This window comes from Acidovorax sp. Q11 (assembly GCF_054950075.1).
The window spans coordinates 18778-37949 of sequence record NZ_JBUDZG010000023.1; the positions used below are offsets into that span (position 1 = coordinate 18778).

The 19172-nt window shown below is 65.4% G+C and carries 18 protein-coding genes; 10 read left to right on the top strand and 8 right to left on the bottom strand.

The genetic code is table 11. The annotated features are described in order from the left end of the window. Positions 1-166: 166 nt before the first annotated feature. Genes ACYZGB_RS16800 through ACYZGB_RS16815 form a run of 4 tightly spaced genes read left to right on the top strand, consistent with a single transcriptional unit; the run spans position 167 to position 3864 of the window. Positions 167-1294: a saccharopine dehydrogenase NADP-binding domain-containing protein gene (locus ACYZGB_RS16800; protein ID WP_462389912.1), complete on the top strand. Its 1128-nt coding sequence runs from the start codon at positions 167-169 to the stop codon at positions 1292-1294. Next, positions 1291-1677 (top strand): DoxX-like family protein, encoded by a 387-nt coding sequence (locus ACYZGB_RS16805; RefSeq protein WP_462389914.1) that lies wholly within the window; start codon positions 1291-1293, stop codon positions 1675-1677. Before ACYZGB_RS16800 ends, ACYZGB_RS16805 begins: the two co-directional genes overlap by 4 nt. Further along, on the top strand, positions 1674-2150 hold the full coding sequence (locus tag ACYZGB_RS16810; protein WP_462389916.1) for a DUF2269 family protein: 477 nt from the start codon (positions 1674-1676) through the stop codon (positions 2148-2150). The genes ACYZGB_RS16805 and ACYZGB_RS16810 overlap by 4 nt, the downstream gene beginning before the upstream one ends. 16 nt (positions 2151-2166) lie before the next feature. Beyond that, positions 2167-3864, top strand: a complete 1698-nt coding sequence (locus ACYZGB_RS16815; RefSeq protein ID WP_462389918.1) for an ABC1 kinase family protein — start codon at positions 2167-2169, stop codon at positions 3862-3864. 184 nt (positions 3865-4048) lie between these two features. Here ACYZGB_RS16815 and ACYZGB_RS16820 read toward each other — a convergent pair whose 3' ends face one another. From ACYZGB_RS16820 to ACYZGB_RS16830, 3 genes are read right to left on the bottom strand one after another with little or no spacing between them, the layout of a single operon-like run. Beyond that, a complete protein-coding gene (locus tag ACYZGB_RS16820; protein WP_462389920.1) occupies positions 4049-4888 on the bottom strand; it encodes an ABC transporter substrate-binding protein in 840 nt (279 codons plus the stop codon). Then, a complete protein-coding gene (locus ACYZGB_RS16825; protein ID WP_462389921.1) occupies positions 4885-5613 on the bottom strand; it encodes an ABC transporter ATP-binding protein in 729 nt (242 codons plus the stop codon). The genes ACYZGB_RS16820 and ACYZGB_RS16825 overlap by 4 nt, the downstream gene beginning before the upstream one ends. After that, positions 5610-6347: an ABC transporter permease gene (locus tag ACYZGB_RS16830; protein ID WP_462389923.1), complete on the bottom strand. Its 738-nt coding sequence runs from the start codon at positions 6345-6347 to the stop codon at positions 5610-5612. The genes ACYZGB_RS16825 and ACYZGB_RS16830 overlap by 4 nt, the downstream gene beginning before the upstream one ends. Before the next feature lie 50 nt (positions 6348-6397). Between ACYZGB_RS16830 and ACYZGB_RS16835 the strand changes: the two genes are divergently transcribed. The 4 genes from ACYZGB_RS16835 to ACYZGB_RS16850 all read left to right on the top strand — a co-directional run bounded on the left by ACYZGB_RS16835 (position 6398) and on the right by ACYZGB_RS16850 (position 10476). After that, a complete protein-coding gene (locus tag ACYZGB_RS16835; RefSeq protein WP_462389925.1) occupies positions 6398-7516 on the top strand; it encodes a substrate-binding domain-containing protein in 1119 nt (372 codons plus the stop codon). Between the two features lie 291 nt (positions 7517-7807). Then, a complete protein-coding gene (locus ACYZGB_RS16840; protein ID WP_462389927.1) occupies positions 7808-8347 on the top strand; it encodes a TRAP transporter small permease subunit in 540 nt (179 codons plus the stop codon). Positions 8348-8438: 91 nt separating this feature from the next. Further along, positions 8439-9959 (top strand): TRAP transporter large permease, encoded by a 1521-nt coding sequence (locus tag ACYZGB_RS16845; RefSeq protein WP_462389928.1) that lies wholly within the window; start codon positions 8439-8441, stop codon positions 9957-9959. A gap of 52 nt (positions 9960-10011) precedes the next feature. Next, entirely contained in the window at positions 10012-10476 is a 465-nt protein-coding gene (locus ACYZGB_RS16850) for a hypothetical protein (protein WP_462389929.1), read from the top strand. A 340-nt stretch (positions 10477-10816) separates the two neighbouring features. On the opposite strand, the gene ACYZGB_RS16855 is transcribed toward ACYZGB_RS16850, so the two are convergent. The 5 genes from ACYZGB_RS16855 to ACYZGB_RS16875 form a co-directional block, all read right to left on the bottom strand. Then, complete coding sequence (locus tag ACYZGB_RS16855) at positions 10817-11899, bottom strand: TRAP transporter substrate-binding protein (RefSeq protein WP_462389931.1); 1083 nt, start codon at positions 11897-11899, stop codon at positions 10817-10819. Positions 11900-12098: 199 nt separating this feature from the next. Beyond that, complete coding sequence (locus ACYZGB_RS16860; protein WP_462389933.1) at positions 12099-13181, bottom strand: TRAP transporter substrate-binding protein; 1083 nt, start codon at positions 13179-13181, stop codon at positions 12099-12101. Between the two features lie 263 nt (positions 13182-13444). Beyond that, complete coding sequence (gene dxs / locus ACYZGB_RS16865; RefSeq protein WP_462389935.1) at positions 13445-15325, bottom strand: 1-deoxy-D-xylulose-5-phosphate synthase; 1881 nt, start codon at positions 15323-15325, stop codon at positions 13445-13447. 66 nt (positions 15326-15391) lie between these two features. Then, a complete protein-coding gene (locus tag ACYZGB_RS16870) occupies positions 15392-16345 on the bottom strand; it encodes a polyprenyl synthetase family protein (RefSeq protein WP_462389937.1) in 954 nt (317 codons plus the stop codon). Beyond that, positions 16342-16584: an exodeoxyribonuclease VII small subunit gene (locus ACYZGB_RS16875; protein WP_462389939.1), complete on the bottom strand. Its 243-nt coding sequence runs from the start codon at positions 16582-16584 to the stop codon at positions 16342-16344. Before ACYZGB_RS16875 ends, ACYZGB_RS16870 begins: the two co-directional genes overlap by 4 nt. A 322-nt stretch (positions 16585-16906) precedes the next feature. Here ACYZGB_RS16875 and ACYZGB_RS16880 point away from each other — a divergent pair, with 322 nt between their 5' ends. Next, positions 16907-18061 (top strand): aromatic ring-hydroxylating oxygenase subunit alpha, encoded by a 1155-nt coding sequence (locus ACYZGB_RS16880; RefSeq protein WP_462389941.1) that lies wholly within the window; start codon positions 16907-16909, stop codon positions 18059-18061. A 140-nt stretch (positions 18062-18201) separates the two neighbouring features. Beyond that, the gene (locus ACYZGB_RS16885) at positions 18202-19113 is read left to right on the top strand and encodes a DMT family transporter (RefSeq protein WP_462389943.1); all 912 of its coding nucleotides are present in this window, start codon (positions 18202-18204) and stop codon (positions 19111-19113) included. The last annotated feature ends 59 nt before the right edge of the window (positions 19114-19172 follow it).

Sequence of the window (19172 nt, forward strand, 5' to 3'; positions counted from 1 at the left end):
GCCCGAGAGCAGGCCGCACCGACCGTATGATGGCCCGCAGACACAAAGCACAAAAGGGGAGGACGGGGTGGTCATGGTGTGGAAAAAACAAGGTAATCGATCAACGACCGGCGCGCACGCGCGACGCCGTGAGTGCTTGCGCACCCAGCCGCGCAGGTTCTGAACCATGGCAGCCCTCAAAACCCTGGTCCTGGGCGGCTATGGCAACTTTGGCGCACGCATCTGCCGCGCGCTGGCGGGCGACCCAGCCACCCACCACGGCATCGAACTGCTGGTGGCAGGCCGCGATGCCACACGCGCCCAGGCCCTGGCGCACACCCTGGGCCACGGCGCGCAAGGCACCGCGCTGGACCATCAAGCGCCCGGCCTGGCCAACCGGCTGCGTGCGCTGGACGTGGGCCTGGTGATCCACACCGCAGGCCCCTTCCAGGCCCAGGCCTATGGCGTGGCCCAGGCTGCAGCCGAGGCCGGCGCACACTACATCGACCTGGCCGACGGGCGCCGGTTTGTGTGCGACTTTCCTGCGGCCCTGCAGGCCCCCTTTGCGGCGGCCGGGCGCACCGCAGTCACCGGGGCCAGCACCGTGCCCGCGCTGTCGTCGGCCGTCATCGACCACCTGTGCGCAGGATGGCAGCACATCGACAGCATCGACATCTGCATCGCCCCCGCACAGCGCGCGCCACGCGGTGAGGCCACGCTGGCCGCCGTGCTGAGCTATTGCGGGCTTCCGATCCCCGTGTGGGAGGGTGGCCGCTGGCAAGCCCGGCGTGGCTGGGCCGCGCCCACGCCGGTGCAGTTCCACCGCCTGCGGCCACGCCTGGGGGCGGTGTGCGACATCCCGGACCTGGAGATTTTTCCGGCCCACTACCGGGTGCGCGACCGTGTCCTGTTCCGCGCCGCGCTGGAAGTGGGCATCGCGCAGCGCAGCTTTGCCACCCTGGCCGCCCTCCGCCACTGGGGGCTGCTGCCCCACCCCGAAAAGCTGGCGGGGCTGCTGCACCGCAGCGGCGGCGTGCTCGACGCCCTGGGCACCCCGCTGGGCGGCATGGTGGTGCGGGTGGCAGGTGCCGACGCCCAGGGCCAACCGCGCCGACGCGCGTGGCACATTGCGGCCGACAACGACCACGGCCCCGAGATCCCCTGCATGGCCACCATCCTGCTGGCCCGGCAACTGGCCGCCGGGCAGGCCCTTCCCACAGGCGCCCATACCAGCACCGGCCTGCTGCCGCTGGCAGCCTTTGCGCCCGAGTTTGCGAAATGGGGCATGGTGACGGACATCGTGGAGGAGGCATGACCCCCGCCGCCCATGCGTTGCTGCGCTGGAGCCTCGTCTTCGTATGGCTGGCCACGGCCCTAGTGAGCGTGGTGGAGCTGAACGGACAAAGCCGCGCACTGCTGGTCAGCCTGCCCCCTGCGTGGAGCAGCATCGCAGGGCTGGCCCCCTTCCTCATCCTCGCCGGTGCCGCCGCCGATGCGGCCCTGGGCGTCTGGATGGCCTGGAGGCCCGGCCGGGCCGCCTACCTCGCAGCCCTGGTGCTGATGGGGATCATGACCCTGCTGGCCAGCGCCATCGACCCATCCTGGTGGTTGCACCCGCTGGGCCCGCTGACCAAGAACCTGCCCATTGCCGCCATCCTGCTGGTGCTGCTGCAAGACGAACGCGCGAAGTCCCCATGAGCCTGTACCTCACCCTCAAGTGGCTGCACATCGTCTCCAGCGTGCTGCTGGTGGGCACCGGGCTGGGCTCGGCGTTCTACATGTTCTTCACCAACCGCAGCGGCAATGTGCAGGCGCAGGCCGTGGTAACGCGCCTGGTGGTGCGGGCTGACTGGTGGTTCACCACGCCCACCGTGTTGATCCAGCCTGCCACAGGGCTGGCCCTGGCGGCGATGGCGGGACTGCCCTGGAGCACGCCTTGGCTGGCCGTATCCATCGCGCTGTACCTGGTGGCCGGAGCCTGCTGGCTGCCCGTGGTCTGGCTGCAGCTGCGCATGCGCGACATGGCGGCACAGGCCGCACGGGGCGGTGGCGCGCTGCCCCCGCTGTACTGGCGCTATGCGCGCTGGTGGGAGGCGCTGGGCTACCCGGCCTTCGTGGCCATGGCCGTGGTGTTCTATCTGATGGTGAACAAGCCCGGATTGGGGTTCTGAGAACTATCATTGCCCCATGCTCATCGAGACGCTGGACACCGCCCGCGACCTGGGGCGCCTGAAGGAAATCCTGGGGGTGATGGTGCGCCACGGCTTTGGCGACACCGTGCGCCGCCTGGGCCTGGCCGACCGGCTGGAGCGCGCAGGCCAGGCGCTGAACTGGACGCATGCCGCCGACCTGGCCCGCGTGGAACCACCCGTGCAGGTGCGGCTGGCGCTCGAAGAACTGGGCCCGGCATTTGTGAAGTTTGGGCAGATCCTTGCAGGCCGGGCCGACCTGTTCGGCCCCGAGTGGATTGCCGAGTTCGAAAAGCTCCACAGCCAGGTGCCCGCCGTGCCGCTGGACGCCCTGCGCCCTCAGTTGCGCGAGGACCTGGGTGCCGAACCCGAAGAGGTGTTTGCGTGGTTCGACACCACCCCGCTGGCCGCTGCCTCCATCGCCCAGGTGCACCGTGCTCGCCTGCATGGTGGCACCGGAGTGGTGGTCAAGATCCGCCGCCCCGGCATTGCCGACACCATCCACGCCGACCTGCGCCTGCTGCAGCGCCTGGCCGCGCTGGCCGAGGCAGAACTGCCCTCGCTCAAGCCCTACCACCCCCAGCAACTGGTACGCGAATTCGCGCGCTCCCTGCGCCGCGAGCTGGACCTGGCGGGCGAATGCCGCCAGGCCGAACGCATTGCCACCAACATGGCCGCCTTGCCCCACATCGTGATCCCGCGCGTGCACTGGGCCTACACGCACGAACGCATCAACGTGCAGGATTTCGTCGACGGCACACCCGGCAGCGCGCTGGCCACACTCACGCCCGAGACGGGTTTTGACCGCCGGGTGCTGGCGCAGCGGGGCGCGCAGGCGGTGATCAAGATGATGGTGGAAGACGGCCTGTTCCACGCCGACCCACACCCGGGCAACGTGTTCTACCTGCCGGGCAACCGCATTGCCTTCATCGACTTCGGCATGGTGGGGCGGCTGTCACAACGCCGGCGCGACGAGTTGCTGCAGCTGCTGCTGGGCCTGGTGGAGCACCAAGCCCAGGTGGTAGCCGATGTACTGCTGGACTGGACGGGCGACGCACCGGGCCTGAACCTGGGCCAGCTCGAAACCGAGGTCGAGGCTTTTGTGGACCAGTACCACGGCGTGCCGCTGGCGCAGCTGAGCCTGGGCCAGATGCTGGCCGATGTGAGCGCCATCCTGCGCGAACACCGCCTGGGCCTGCCGCCCGACCTTGCGCTGCTGATCAAGGCCTTCATCTCGCTCGAAGGCATGGGCCGCAACCTGGACCCGGGCTTTCACATGGCCACCGAAACCCTGCCGGTGCTCCAGCAGGTGGTGCGCCACCGCTACCGCCCCGAGGCGCTGGCCGGGCGCACCTGGACCGCGCTGCGGCGCGCCCTGTCCACCGTCGAGCAACTGCCGGACGACATAGGGCGGCTGCTGCGCAACGCACGGCGCGGGCACCTGCAGGTGGGCATTGAGCTGGCCCACCTCAAGCGCGTGGGTGACCAGATCGACCGCTCGGCCAACCGGCTGGCGATGGCGCTGGTGATTGCATCGCTGATCATCGGCTCGTCCATCGTGATGACCGTGAAGGGCGGGCCCACGCTGTTCGGGTTGCCCGCGTTTGGCTTTCTGGGCTTCTTTGGTGCCGTGGTGTGTGGGCTGTGGCTGGTGCGGGCCATCTGGCGCAGCAGCCACCACCGGGATGACGACTGAACATGCAGCTGTCGGGTTACGCCCCTTCGGGCAAACCCGACCTACCTTGCTAACGTGATAGCCAGCACAGTCCCCGTCGCCTGGAAACTGGCGCGGCGCAAGCCAGTGCCACCGTGGAACCGGCTCCGCCGGGCCACCTGTGGCGTCCCCCTTTGGGGGATGGCGCGAAGCGACTCAGGGGGATTTACTTGCTCGCGTTGGGGAAGAACAGCTGCTCCCCCCCGATCTTGTAGCCCGCGATGGCCTGCTGGCCGGCGGGCGACACCACCCAGTCCACAAACTTCTGCGCGTCCAGCACCTTCACGTGCGGGTGCTTGGCGGGGTTGACCACCATCACGCCGTACTGGTTGAAGAGCTTGGTGTCGCCTTCGACCAGCACGGCCAGGTCGGCGCGGTTCTTGAAGTTGAGCCAGGTGCCCCGGTCGGCCAGCACATAGGCGCCGCTCGATGCGGCGATGTTGAGCGCCGGGCCCATGCCGCAGCCGCATTCCTTGTAGCCGCTGCCCTTGGCGGCGTCGGCGCCCGCGAGCTTCCAGTAGCGCAGCTCGGCCGCGTGCGTGCCGCTCTTGTCGCCGCGCGAGACAAAGTTGCCGTTGGCCGTGGCCAGCTTCTGCAGCGCGGCCACGATGTCCTTGCCCTTGGTGCCCACCGGGTCGTCCTTGGGGCCGATCAGGATGAAGTCGTTGTACATGACGGGGTAGCGCTTCACGCCCCAGCCGTCGGCCACAAACTTCTCTTCGGCCACCTGGTCGTGCACGAACAGCACGTCGGCATCACCCCGGCGCGCCATGTCGAGGGCCTGGCCGGTGCCCAGGGCCACCACCTTCACGTCCAGGCCGCTGGCCTTCTTGAACTCGGGCATCAGGTGGCCAAACAGGCCCGACTGCTCGGTGGAGGTGGTGGACGCCATGGTGATGTTCTGGGCGGATGCTGCGCCAGACGCTACAAAAACAGTAGCTATCAGCGCATACTGGACGCGCGCAAGAGGCTTAAAAAGCTTGATATTTTTCGTCATCACCATCATCCCAGTTCTCCTTTGACAAACAAACGGGCAGCCTCCGGCAAGGGGCCGTTAAAAAAGTCGTGCACCGGCAGGTCGGCCACCAGGCGGCCATGCTCCAGGTAGATCACGCGGCTGGCCAGGCGCTTGACCTGGCCCAGGTTGTGGCTGCTGAACACCATGGTCACCGGGTGGGCCGGGCCCGCCGCGCCGTGGCTGGCAGCAAAGTCGGCCATCAGGGCTTCGACCTCGCGCTTGGCGTGCGGGTCGAGGCTGGCGGTGGGTTCGTCGAGCAACAGCACATCCGGCCGCAGCGCCCAGGCGCGGGCCAGCGCCACCCGCTGCTGCTGGCCGCCCGACAGCGTGCGGGCGTTCTGCGCGGCGATGTCCTGCAGCCCCACGCGCTGCAGCGCCGTCAGCGCCTGCAGCCGTGCATCGCGCCAGCGCGTGCCGCGCAGCCACAGGCCCAGCGCCACGTTGTTCTGTGCGCTGGTGCGCAGCATGTGCGGGCGCTGGAACAGCATGGCCTGGCGCAGCGTGGCATCGCAGAGCAGGCCCCCGGCCTGCGTGCCCGCCAGGCCATTGAGCACGCGCAGCAAGGTGCTTTTGCCGCTGCCGTTGGCGCCCACCAGCGCCACGCGCTCGCCCGGGGTGATGCGCAGCGTCACCTGCTCCAGCGCGGGCACGCGGCCATAGCGCACCGTCACCTGGCGCAGGTCGGCCCAGGGGGTGTCTGGCAGGCCGCTCATGCCGCCACCCCCACCGATGTGCCGGACGCCGAGCCATCCACCCGCTCGCGCCAGCGGCGCAGCAGCGCAATCAGCACATTGAGCGCCAGCACCACAACCAGCAGGATGATGCCCAGCGCCAGCGCCAGGGGCAGGTCGCCCTTGCTGGTCTCCAGCGCAATGGCCGTGGTCATCACGCGCGTGAAGCCGTCGATGTTGCCGCCCACGATCATCACCGCGCCCACTTCAGAAATGGCGCGGCCAAACGACGCCAACAGCACCGTGAGCAAGGCATAGCGCTCGTCCCAGGCCAGCAGCAGCGCGCGCAGCAGCGGGCCCGCACCCATGGACCGCAGCTGCTCGCCATGCGCGCGCTCGGCGTCTTCCACCACCTGGCGCGTGAGCGCCGTGACCACGGGCAGCACCAGGATGGCCTGCGCCAGCACCATGGCCTTGAAGCTGAAGAGCCAGCCCAGCGACCCCAGCGGCCCGCTGCGCGAGAGCACCAGGTACACCACCAGCCCCACCACCACCGAGGGCACAGCCAGCAGGGTGTTGAGCACCGCCAGCGCCGCCCCGCGCCCCGTGAAGCGGGCCACGCCCAGCCAGGCGCCCAGCACCAGACCGACGCCGCAGGCAATCAGGCAGGCTGTGGCGCTGACAGACAGGGAACGGCCCACGATGGTCCAGAGGACGGGGTCGGAAGAGAGGGTGAGTTGCAGCGCTGTGACCGCGCTTTCGGTGAGAGTAGACATGGGTTCGGCTATCGTAGGCACCCATCCAATATCCAGCGATATGAACGTCCGTGCATAGGGTCCAACTTCACTACACACTCAGCAAGGATGTAGGCAACGCCCTCATCCGCAACCCGCTGCCCGAGCTGCTGCAGGCCGTGGCAGAACATGGCTCCATCTCGGGTGCCGCACGTGCGCTGGACCTCTCATACCGCCATGTCTGGGGCGCGCTCAAGCGCTGGGAGGACCAGCTGGGCGGCGAGCTGATCATCTGGGGCAAGGGCCAGTCGGCGCAGCTCAGCGAATTTGGCGCCAAGCTGCTGTGGGCCGAGCGCCAGGCCCAGGCGCGGCTGGCACCGCAGATTGCGGCGCTGCACGCCGACCTGGAACGCGCGTTTGCCGTGGCCTTCGACCCCAACGCCCATGTGCTCACCCTGTACGCCAGCCACGACGACGCCCTGGTGGCACTGCGCACGCATGCCGCGCAGGCCGATGCGGGCGCACTGCACCTCGATATCCGCTTCACCGGCAGCGTGGACGCGATCCGCGCGCTGAACGAGGGGCGCTGCACGCTGGCGGGCTTCCACACAGTAGACAAGGCCGGGGCCGACTCGCTCACCGCCCAGACCTATCAGCCCCTGCTGCAGCCGGGCCTGCACAAGATCATCGGCTTTGCCCAGCGCACGCAGGGCCTCATCGTCGCGCCGGGCAACCCGCTGGCGCTGCGCAGCCTGCAGGACGTGGCCCGCACCGGCGCACGCTTCTTGAACCGGCCGCTGGGCACGGGCACGCGGGTGCTGCTGGACGACCTGCTGGCCCAGGCGGGGCTGGACCCGCAGGGCATCGTCGGCTATGCGCTCAACGAGCCATCCCACACCGCCATTGCCCAGGCCGTGGCCGCAGGGGCCGCCGATGTGGGCATGGGCATCGAGCTGGCCGCGCGCGCACGCGGGCTGGATTTTGTACCGCTGGTGCACGAGCGCTACCACCTGGCCTGCCTGAAAGCCAGCCTGGACCAACCCGCCACGCTGGCCCTGCGCACCCTGCTGCAAACCCCCGAATGGCTGGCGCACATGGCCACCCTGCCCGGCTACAGCCCCCTGCGCTGCGGCGAGGTGCTGGCCATGAGCACGGTGCTGCCCTGGTGGCAGTTCGCCCGGGCCAAGCGGTCTCCCTCCAAAAGGGCTTAGCAAGCCAGGCGCCCCCCGACAGGGGTGGGGAGAGGGACCCGCCCGGGCAGCTCCAGCCCGGCGGCCTGCAGTACCGCGCAGGCTTTCGCCTCCAACCGGGCACCGGGCAACAGAACCATGGGTGCCCGGCTGAATTGGCACGGACCCACCGTCCCCTGAGGAAAACCCCATGGTTCCGCGTCAGGCTTTCTTCAGCGCTGAAGGGGTAGTATCCGCGTTACTTTCAGACACCCTCGGGCCCAGCAGCGCACTGCGCCCGCGTATCCGTTTTTAAACTCGAGGAGACACCACGTGTCAACACTACTCAAATTGGCTCTGGGCATGGACTGGATTTCCAGCAGGCTCAGCAAAGTTGCGACCTGGACCGTCCTGGCGGCAGCCCTCATATCCGCAGGCAATGCGTTCATCCGCTACGGGCTGGACCTCAGCTCCAACGCCTGGCTTGAGATCCAGTGGTACCTGTTCGCCGCCACGGTCATGCTGGGCGCCCCTTTTGTGCTGATGCTCAACGAGCACGTGCGTGTTGACATCGTGTACGGAAAACTGCGCGGTAACAAGCAGGTCTATGTAGACATCGCAGGCTTGGTGGTCTTCCTGCTGCCCGCCATGGCGCTGATTGCCTACTTCAGCTGGCCGCTGTTCATGCGCGCCTTCGTCTCCGGAGAGATGTCCGGGAACGCCGGTGGCCTCATCCGCTGGCCCGCCATCCTGCTGATGCCCGTTGGCTTCGTCCTCATGTTCCTGCAAGGCCTCGCTGAAATCGTCAAGCGCGTGGCCTATCTGCGTGGCATCTATCAGATGAACACCCACTACGAGAAGCCGGTTCAGTAGCCCGGCCCCAGGCCGAACTAAGAACCTGCGGTGCCACTGAGCTGCAAAGCGTCGCACCGCTATCTCCATTCCGGATAAACCAGGAAAAAAAATGCAAATGGAAAACTTTGCCCCGATCATGTTCGCGGGCTTGGTGGTGGTGATGCTGATCGGCTTCCCCGTCGCCTTCTCACTGGCAGCATTGGGGCTCGTATCAGGCTTCTTTGCCATCGAGATGGGCTGGTTCCCCGCCGTCTTCATGGCCAACCTGCCCATCAACATCTTCGGCATCCTCTCCAACGAGTTGCTGCTGGCCATCCCTTTCTTCACCTTCATGGGCGCCATCCTTGAGAAGTGCGGCCTGGCTGAAGACATGCTGGACTCCATGGGCCAGCTGTTTGGCACCGTGCGCGGCGGCCTGGGCTACTCGGTGATCATCGTGGGCTTCATCCTCGGCGCCATCACCGGCACCGTGGCGGGCCAGGTGATCGCCATGGCGCTGATCTCGCTGCCCGTGATGATCCGCTACGGCTACAACATGCGCTACGCCACCGGCGTGCTGGCCGCCTCGGGCACCATCACGCAGCTGGTGCCGCCCTCGCTGGTGCTGATCGTGATGGCCGACCAGCTCGGCCGCTCGGTGGGCGACATGTACCGCGGCGCCTGGGGTCCCTCCATCCTACAGGTGCTGATCTTCGCGGGCTATACCTTCATGCTCGGCGTGTTCAAGCCCCACTACGTGCCCGGCATCCCCAAGGAAGCGCGCACCATGTCGGGCGCCAAGCTGTGGCTCAAGTGCCTGCGCGGCATCATCCCCTCGGCCCTGCTGATCTTTGCTGTGCTGGGCTCCATGGGTGGCCTGCCCGGCATCGACACCGCCATTGCCACGCCAACGGAAGCGGGTGCGATGGGCGTGGTGGGCGCCATGATCCTGGCCGCCATCCACAAGCGCCTGAACTGGTCGCTGATGTGGGAAGCGATGCAGGGCACGATGCGCCTGACGGCCATGGTGGTGTTCATCCTGATTGGTGCGCGCGTGTTCTCGATGGTGTTCCAGGGCGTGGACGGCGCAAAGTGGGTCGAGCACATGCTCGCAGGCCTGCCAGGCGGCCAGATCGGCTTCCTGATCGCTGTGAACATCTTCATCTTCTTCCTGGCGTTCTTCCTCGATTTCTTCGAGATCGCCTTCATCATCCTGCCCATGCTGGGCCCCGTTGCCGACAAGCTCGGCATCGACCTGATCTGGTTCGGCGTTCTGCTGTGCGTGAACATGCAGACCAGCTTCATGCACCCGCCCTTCGGCTTCGCGCTGTTCTATCTGCGCGGCATTGCCAACACACTTTTCAAGGAAGGGCGGATTCCCAAGCCGGTGCTGTCCAGCGACATCTACATGGGGGCGATCCCCTGGGTGGTGATGCAGATCCTGCTGGTCGCCATCGTGATTTTCGTGCCCCAGACAGTGACCATGTTCCTGCCCAAGCAGGAAATCATTGATACCGACAAGGTCCAGATCGAAGTGCCCGTGGACGACATGCGCACCGAAGAATCAACATCGGGCGCTGGGGAGAACCCCTTCGGCGATACGGCAACGCCTCCGGCGGAGCCCGCTGCACCGGCCGAACCCGCCAAGTGACCGGCGCACTGCGGCACGATCGATCTGCATGTTGAACTTCACACCCCAACCCATGATGGAGCCCTTCCGCTTCGCCCCCACAGGTGGCGAAGTGGCGGGCGCGGCGTTCTCCACCACCTTCCGGATCTTTGCCACGGTGATCGTGGGGGGCTCCACCCTCTGGTTTGCGCAGCTGTGGTCACGTGGCGCGCTCGGTAGCGGCGTGAGCAACGGCACGGGCTGGTTCATCGCCGGCCTGGCGCTCATGGCCTGGACTTGGTGGAGCATCATGGTCAGCCGCACCCGCATCCACGCGAGCGGCCTGCACCAACGTTGGGTGTGGGACAAGGCCATGGCCTTTGATGATCTGGCCTATGTGCGTGTGATCCGCGTTCCAGGCCTGAGCTGGCTCATCGCCCCGCGCCTGTATGTACGCACGCTGACAGGCAAGTTCACCGTGTTCTACGGCGCCACACCCGAACTCATCGCCGAGTTCGAGCGCATCGGCGCCGAACTCAAGGCCTTTCGACAGTTCTGACCGGAGGATCTCCTCCCACACCTGCAGCCCTTGCAGGCCAAGACCGCGCCCTGGCGCGGTTTTTTTTCGCTGTCGTCACCCAGAAATCAGTGGAAGCTCAGGGCTCAGGGCTCAGGGCTCAGGGCTCAGGGCTCAGGGCTCAGGGCTCAGGATCTGCGTAAAACACAAGCCACATGGAGCTGCCGCACCGCGCAACCATTCCGCGCCAGTTGCTTTGTGCATCATCTATGCATTCATCCCCAGCCCGCAGGCCGGGCTCCACCTCAACAAACCCTTTGGGCCATAAAAAAACCGCGCCGAAGCGCGGTTTTTTGCTTTTTCCAAACGGTCTGATGTCAGATCAGAGCTTGAGGGTCTGCATGTAGCTATCGAACCGGCCTTCAGCCACACGGAACCATGCCACCTGATCGCGCTGGAACGCACGGAAGTCGGCGTAGATTTTCTTCCACTCTGGGCTCTTGGCGTCGTTCGCCGCATACACCTCTTGCGAGGCCTTGAAAGAGGCGTCCAGCACGTCCTTGGTGAAAGGCAGCAGCTTGATCTTGGCACCGATCAGTTGCTTGAGGGCCACGGGGTTGCGGGCGTCGTACTTGGCCAGCATGTCCACGGCGGCGTGCGACGAAGCGGCCTGGATGATCGCCTTGTTCTCGGCCGACAGGGCATCGAAGGCCTTCTGGTTGACGAAGAAGTCCACCTCAGGGCCGCCTTCCCACCAGCCGGGGTAGTAGTAGTGCGGGGCGACCTTGTTGAAGCCCAGCTTCTGGTCGTCGTACGGACCCACCCACTCGGCAGCGTCGATGGTGCCCTTTTCCAGCGCCTGGTAGATTTCGCCGCCAGGCAGGCTTTGCGGAACCACGCCCAGCTTGGTCATCACTTCACCGACCAGGCCGCCGCCCAGGCGCATTTTCAGGCCCTTGAGGTCGGCAACCGACTTGATTTCCTTGCGGTACCAGCCGCCCATCTGCGTGCCGGTGTTGCCGCCAGCGAAGCTCAGCATGCCGTAGCCGGCATAGAACTCATCCATCAGCTTGCGGCCGTTGCCGTGCATCATCCAGGCGTTCATCTGGCGCGAGTTCATGCCGAACGGAATCGCCGAGCCCAGCGCAAAAGCGGGGTTCTTGCCGTAGAAGTAGTACGGCACGGTGTGGCACATTTCCACAGAACCTTGCTGCACGCCGTCGGCCACGCCCATGGCTGGCATCAGCTCACCGCCAGCGTGGACGGAGATTTCGAACTTGCCGCCCGACATGGCCTTCACCGCATTGGCAAACACTTCAGCGCCACCATAAATGGTGTCGAGTGGCTTGGGAAAACTCGACGCAAGGCGCCAGCGCACAGCAGCCTGTGCGTGAACGGCAGGAGCAACACCCGCAGCCAGCACGCCAGCAATGCCGGCATGCTTGATGATTGAACGACGATCCATGTGGTTATCTCCGAAAACTCTATTGCACAACTTGGCGCGCAGGGCTAATACCCGATGCCCAAGGACCTCTTTACCGCAAACGATTGTAGGAAGATGCCCCCCGCCGGATTTGCGGGTTTTCCCGTGAAAATCACCGAGGCGCCCAAGCGTTCAGGCTTCTGCAAGCAATTGCGCCAGCCCGCAGCCCCCCGCATCAAACTCAGATCTTCTGAGCAGACATAAAGGTGTCGTAGCGTGCTTCAGCAAATCGAAACCAGAGAATCTGGTCACGCTGAAAATTGCGCATGTCCCCGTAGATCTTTTTCCACTCGGGAGATTTGGCGTCGTTCTCTGCAAAGACATCCATTGAGGCCTTGAATGACGCGTCCATGACGGCCTGCGAAAACGGCAGCACCTTGGTCTTGGCGGCGACCAGTTGCTTGAGGGCCGTCGGATTCAGTGCGTCGTACTTGGCGAGCATGTCCGAATGCGCCAAGGCTGCGGCGGCCTCCACGATGAGTTTGTAGTCCGTAGAAAGACCATCAAACGCCTTGCGGTTGATGAAGAAGTCCACCTCGGGCCCGCCCTCCCACCAGCCTGGGTAGTAGTAGTAAGGCGCCACTTTATGAAAGCCCAGCTTCTGATCATCGTAGGGCCCCACCCATTCCGCAGCATCGATGGTGCCCTTCTGCAGCGCCTGGTAGATTTCGCCCCCAGGAATGCTCTGGGGAATGGCTCCCAGCTTGGCCATCACCTCTCCGACCAACCCCCCTCCCAGCCGCATCTTCATGCCCTTGAAGTCACTCGGGCTCTTGATCTCACGCAGGTACCACCCCCCCATCTGAGTGCCGGTGTTTCCGCCGGCAAAACTCACCATGTTGAAGCCTCCGTAAAACTCATTCATGAGTTTGCGCCCGTTGCCATGCTGCATCCAGGCACTCATCTGGCGGGAGTTGAAGCCGAAGGGAATGGCAGAGCCCAATGCAAAAGCGGGGCTCTTGCCATAGAAGTAATACGGAACGGTGTGCGCCATTTCCACGGACCCGCCCTGCACCGCATCCACGACACCGAACGCCGGCATCAATTCGCCGCCTGCGTGTACCGAAATATCGAAACGACCGTTCGTCATCGTTTTGACGGCCCTCGCAAACACCTCGGCGCCACCATAAATGGTGTCCAGCGACTTGGGGAAACTGGATGCCAAGCGCCATCGTATGGATGCTTGCGCAAACACGGCAGGCGCCACTCCGGTGGCCAACACCCCGGCGATGCCTGCATGTTTGATGAGGGAACGGCGTTCCATAGCACTTGTCTCCATAAGTTTGTGACAGGCAATGGAGCAGAACACCTTCGCGACGCCCAGCGCAGGCCTTGGCCTATTGCCTTTTGTCACGATTGTAGGAGTACGGGGGACATCAGGCCCTCTTGGTTTTCCCGGTCTCGCAAGGAGCCAGATCACCGCAGCACACCCAGCTACGCCCCGCCATCACCAGGGATCAGTGGCGAGGAAGAGCTGGAAACACGGGCCGCGTGAACCGCCTGGACGACAACCGAAAAGCAAGCTGTCTAGCGCGAAAACCGAAGCTCGATGGCTTTGCGTATCCCCGCCGCATCCAGCCCTTGTAGCGACAGCAGCTTGGCCGGGTCGCCGTGTTCGATGAAGGCATCGGGCAGGCCCAGTTGCAGCACGGGGCGCACGATGCCCATGGCGTTGAGGGCCTCGGTGACGGCACTGCCCGCGCCGCCCTGGACCGCGCCTTCTTCCAGCGTGACCAGCACATCGTGGCGCTCGGCCACATCGCGCAGCAGGGCTTCGTCGATGGGCTTGGCCCAGCGCATATTGATCACGGTGGCATCGAGCGACTCGGCCGCCTCCAGCGCGGGGTATAGCAGGGTGCCAAACGATAGGATGGCGATGCGCTGCGCCTTGGCATCGGTGCCCTGGCGCTCGCGGCGGATCTCGCCCTTGCCATACGGCAGGGCATCCAGCCCGGCCAGGGGCGCCACACCCGCACCGCTGCCGCGCGGGTAACGCACGGCCACGGGGTGGTTCTGCTCATACGCAGTAGACAACAGCTGGCGGCATTCGCGCTCGTCGGCCGGGCACGCCATGCCCATGTTGGGGATGCAGCGCACAAACGGGATGTCATACGCCCCGGCATGCGTCGCACCGTCGGCACCCACCAGGCCTGCGCGGTCCAGCGCAAACACCACGGGCAGGTTCTGCAGCGCCACGTCGTGGATCAGCTGGTCGTAGCCGCGCTGCAGGAAGGTGGAATAGATCGCCACCACGGGTTTGACACCCTCACAGGCCATGCCAGCAGCAAAGGTCACGGCGTGCTGCTCGGCAATGCCCACGTCGTAATAACGGTCAGGAAAGCGCTTTTCAAACTCGACCATGCCCGAACCCTCGCGCATGGCAGGCGTGATGCCTACCAGGCGCATGTCCTGCGCGGCCATGTCGCACAGCCACTGGCCAAACACCTGGGTGAAGGTCTGCTTGGGCGGCGTGGCGGGCTTGGTCAGGCCCACGCTGGGGTCGAACTTGCCAGGGCCGTGGTAAGCGATGGGGTCGGCCTCGGCCAGCTTGTAGCCCTGGCCCTTCTTGGTGACCACGTGCAGGAACTGCGGGCCCTTGAGGCTCTTGATGTTCTCGAGCGTGGGGATCAGCGAATCCAGGTCGTGCCCGTCGATGGGGCCGATGTAGTTGAAGCCGAACTTCTCGAACAGGGTGGCAGGCACGACCATGCCCTTGGCCTGCTGCTCGAAGCGCTTGGCCAGCTCCAGCAGAGGCGGCACGGGCTTGAGCACGGTCTTGCCCACGTTCTTGGCGGCTGCGTAGAACTGGCCGCTCATGAGCTGGGCCAGGTAGCGGTTGAGCGCGCCCACGGGTGGGCTGATCGACATGTCGTTGTCGTTGAGCACTACCAGCAGATTGCAGTCGGCCACGCCCGCGTTGTTCAGCGCCTCGAAGGCCATGCCGGCCGTCATCGCGCCGTCGCCGATGATGGCCACTGCATGGCGGTTTTCGCCCTTGCGTTTGGCAGCCAGGGCCATGCCCAGCGCGGCCGAGATGCTGGTGCTGGAATGCGCCGTGCCAAAAGTGTCGTAGATGCTTTCGGCGCGCTGCGGAAAGCCCGAGATGCCGCCCAGCTGGCGCAGCGTGTGCATGCGCTCGCGGCGGCCGGTCAGGATCTTGTGCGGATAGGTCTGATGGCCCACATCCCACACCAGACGGTCTTCGGGGGTGTTGAAGACATGGTGCAGGGCCACGGTCAGCTCCACCGTGCCCAGGTTGGAGCTGAGGTGCCCGCCGGTCTGGGAGACGCTGTGCACCACAAACTCGCGCAACTCGGCAGCCAGCGCCTTGAGATCGGCGCGCGCCAGCTGGCGCAGGTCTGCCGGGTCGTTGATGGTCTGCAGCAGGGGGAATGAGGTCGTGGACATTTACTATTCTTTTAATAGCTACTAACGCATGATGGACAGGCGGTAGAGGCCAATTTTGTTCAAATTCTAGTAAGAGCGGCGCACCACCATGTCGGCCAGCGCAGCCAGGGCCCGGGTGTCCGGCAAGCCACTGCGCGCCAGGGCGGCATGTGCGTCCTGCAGCAGCTCCTGGGCATGGGCCTGGGCACGCTCCAGCCCCAGAAGGGAGACATAGGTGGGCTTGTCAGCGGCGGCATCCTTGCCCGCCGTCTTGCCCAGCGTGGCCGAATCAGCCACCACATCCAGGATGTCATCTACCACCTGAAACGCCAGGCCCATGACCGCGCCGTAATCCGACAGCGCCTGGTAGGCCGCCGGTGCCGCATGACCACACACGGCGCCCATGAGAACACTGCCCTGCAGCAGCGCACCGGTCTTGAGCCGGTGCATCTGGCGCAGCTGGTCTTCGGTCAGCGCCACGCCCACGCTGGCCAGGTCGATCGCCTGGCCACCGGCCATGCCGGCCGAGCCCGCAGCGCGCGCCAGCAGGCGGCACAACGTGGCCTGCATGGCGGCAGGCAGTGCGTTGTCGTCGGGGGTGAGCAGCTCAAACGCAAAGGCCTGGAGCGCATCACCCGCCAGCAGGGCCTGGGCTTCGCCAAACTGCACATGCACCGTGGGCTTGCCCCGGCGCAGCACGTCGTTGTCCATGCAGGGCATGTCGTCGTGCACGAGGGAATAGGCATGGATCAGTTCCACCGCACACGCAGCGCGCAGGGCCGCTTCGCCCGACACCTCCGCAGCGGGGGTGCCGCTGCACACCGCCTCGTACGCAGCCAGCACCAGCAGCGGCCGCAGGCGCTTGCCGCCATCGAGCACGGCATAGCGCATAGCATCGCCCAGCCCGGCAGGGGCGCCGTGGCCCACCCACCCCGACAGGGCCTGCTCCACGCGGGCCAAGTGGTTGTGGCTCCAGGGGGCCACCTCAAACGGGGAAAGCTGACTCATCGCTGCGGCTGAAGGCGCGGGCACTGCACTCATTCCTGGGTCCATGGTTGGAGCTGGCCACCGTCCAGCACCTTGATCTGATCCTGCACCGCTTCCAGCCGCTGGCGGCAAAACGCCAGCAGCGCCGCGCCACGCTGGTAGCCCGCCAGCATCTGGTCCAGCGGCAACTGGCCCGACTCGATGCGGGCCACAAGCTGCTCCAGCTCTTCCAGCGCCGCTTCGTAGCTGGCGGGTTCGGCGGGTGGCGCAGGGGTGGCAGGAGCCTTGGGCATGGGCAAAGCGGCAGAGCGCAGGTGAGAAAACCGGCCATTTTAGGCGCACCACCACGGCGCAGAGACCGAAGCCCGCCGAATGGATGCGGCGCCCCAGAACCCGCCCGGCAACCGCAAAAGGCACAGCCCCAGCCAGCGCCTGTTTGACCTGCGTCTAGAACAAGGATTTCAATACACGTAGGGGGGATGCGGGAATAACCCCACCGCCTATAATCCCATTCCCGTCGAGCCGGCTACTCACCCTAGCCGGTTTCTTTTTTCTGGATGCGCCTTGGCGCACCTCCCGCACTTCCCTGTGGGGAGTCTTTAGGTCAGGTCACCCATGTCTGATTTAAGTCTTCAACTGCAGCAGGCCGCAAGCCAACTACCAGTTTCAAGCTACTTTGACGATGCGCTGTTCCAGCGCGAGCTGGACACCATCTTCCAGCGCGGGCCCCGCTATGTGGGGCACCAGTTGAGCGTGCCGAATCCCGGCGACTACTACGCCCTGCCCCAGGAGGGCGAGGGCCGCGCGCTGGTGCGCAACGCCCAGGGCGGCATCGAGCTTGTCTCCAACGTCTGCCGCCATCGCCAGGCCGTCATGCTCAAGGGCAAGGGCTCGCTTGCGGGCCAGGGCAAGGGCCACGCGGGTGGCAACATCGTGTGCCCCTTGCACCGCTGGACCTACAGCCCGAAGGGCGAATTGCTGGGCGCGCCCCATTTTGCGCACGACCCCTGCCTCGACCTGAACAACTACAAACTGCGCGAGTGGAACGGCCTCATTTTTGAAGACAACGGCTACGACGTGGCCGCCGACCTGGCCCAAATGGGCCCGCGCGCCGACCTGGACTTTGACGGCTACGTGCTCGACCACGTGGAGCTGCACGAGTGCAACTACAACTGGAAGACCTTCATCGAGGTCTACCTGGAGGACTACCACGTCGGCCCCTTCCACCCCGGCCTGGGCAGCTTCGTGACCTGCGACGACCTGCGCTGGGAATTCGGCAAGAACTACTCGGTGCAGACCGTGGGCGTGGCCAACCGCCTGGGCAAGGCCGGTAGCCCGGTGTACGAACGCTGGCACAAGGCGCTGCTGGACTACCGGGGCGGCAAACCGCCGCAGCACGGCGCAATCTGGCTCACGCTGTACCCGCACATCATGGTGGAGTGGTATCCGCATGTGCTCACCGTCTCCACACTGCACCCCATCAGCCCCACCAAGACGCTGAACATGGTGGAGTTCTACTACCCCGAAGAGATCGCTGCCTTTGAGCGCGAGTTCGTCGAGGCACAGAAGGCTGCTTACATGGAGACCTGCATCGAGGACGACGAGATCGGCGAACGCATGGACGCCGGGCGCAAGGCGCTGCTGGCCCGTGGCGACAACGAGGTTGGCCCGTATCAGAGCCCCATGGAAGACGGCATGCAGCACTTCCATGAGTGGTACCGCGAAGCCATGGACGGCGACTCGCTGGGCGCCAACACCCCAAAGCGCTGAATACAGCGGCAAATCCCCGCCAATCTGCAGGCCCGCAGTGGTCTGCTCTCATTACAATAGCTGACAGTGCTTAAAAAATAAGCGCTTTCAGCTATTTTCATTTCTGCACCCCTCGGTGCCCCTCAAGAGATCACAACCCGATGCAAGCCCTCTGGATGGTGTTGGCCGCGTTCCTGTTTGCCAGCATGGGCGTGTGCGTCAAGATCGCATCGGACTTCTTCAACTCGGCCGAGCTGGTGTGCTACCGGGGCCTCATCGGCATGGCCATCCTTTGGCTGCTCGCGCGCTCACAAAAGGTGACGCTGGCCACGCAGTACCCCGGCATGCACGCCTGGCGCAGCCTGGTGGGCGTGACCTCGCTCGGGGCCTGGTTCTTTGCCATTGCCCACCTGCCCCTGGCCACGGCCATGACGCTCAACTACATGAGCAGCGTGTGGATCGCGGCCTTCCTGATTGGCGGCACGCTGCTCGCCTGGCGCCCCTCGCCAGCCACGCCCCGCCCAGCCCTGCAGGGCCCGCTTGTACTGACGGTACTGGTCGGTTTTATTGGCGTGGTGCTGATGCTGCGCCCCAGCCTCGATCAGAACCAGGCCTTTGCCGGCCTGATCGGGCTGATGTCCGGCCTGACGGCCGCGTTTGCCTATATGCAGGTGGTGGCGCTGTCGCGCCTGGGCGAACCCGAATCGCGTACCGTGTTCTATTTTGCGGTGGGCTCGGCGGTAGCGGGCGGTGCTGCCCTGCTGTTCACGGGCACCTCGCCCTGGCCGGGCTGGCAGGCGTTGTGGCTTCTGCCCATCGGGGTTCTGGCCGCCGGTGGCCAGCTGTGCATGACCAAGGCCTATGCCAGCGCCAAGACCCAGCGCGGCACGCTGGTGGTGGCCAATCTGCAGTATTCGGGCATCGTGTTTGCAGGCCTCTACAGCGTGCTGCTGTTTGGCGACAAGATTCCCCCCATCGGCTGGATCGGCATGGCCCTCATCGTGGGCAGCGGCATTGTGGCCACCATCCTGCGGGCCCGCGCGGCGCCAGGAGCCCCCGCAGAAGAACATTGATACAACGTGGCTGCACGAGGCTGTAAGCAGTTGGACACAATGGAGCCCGTCTTCCCTTC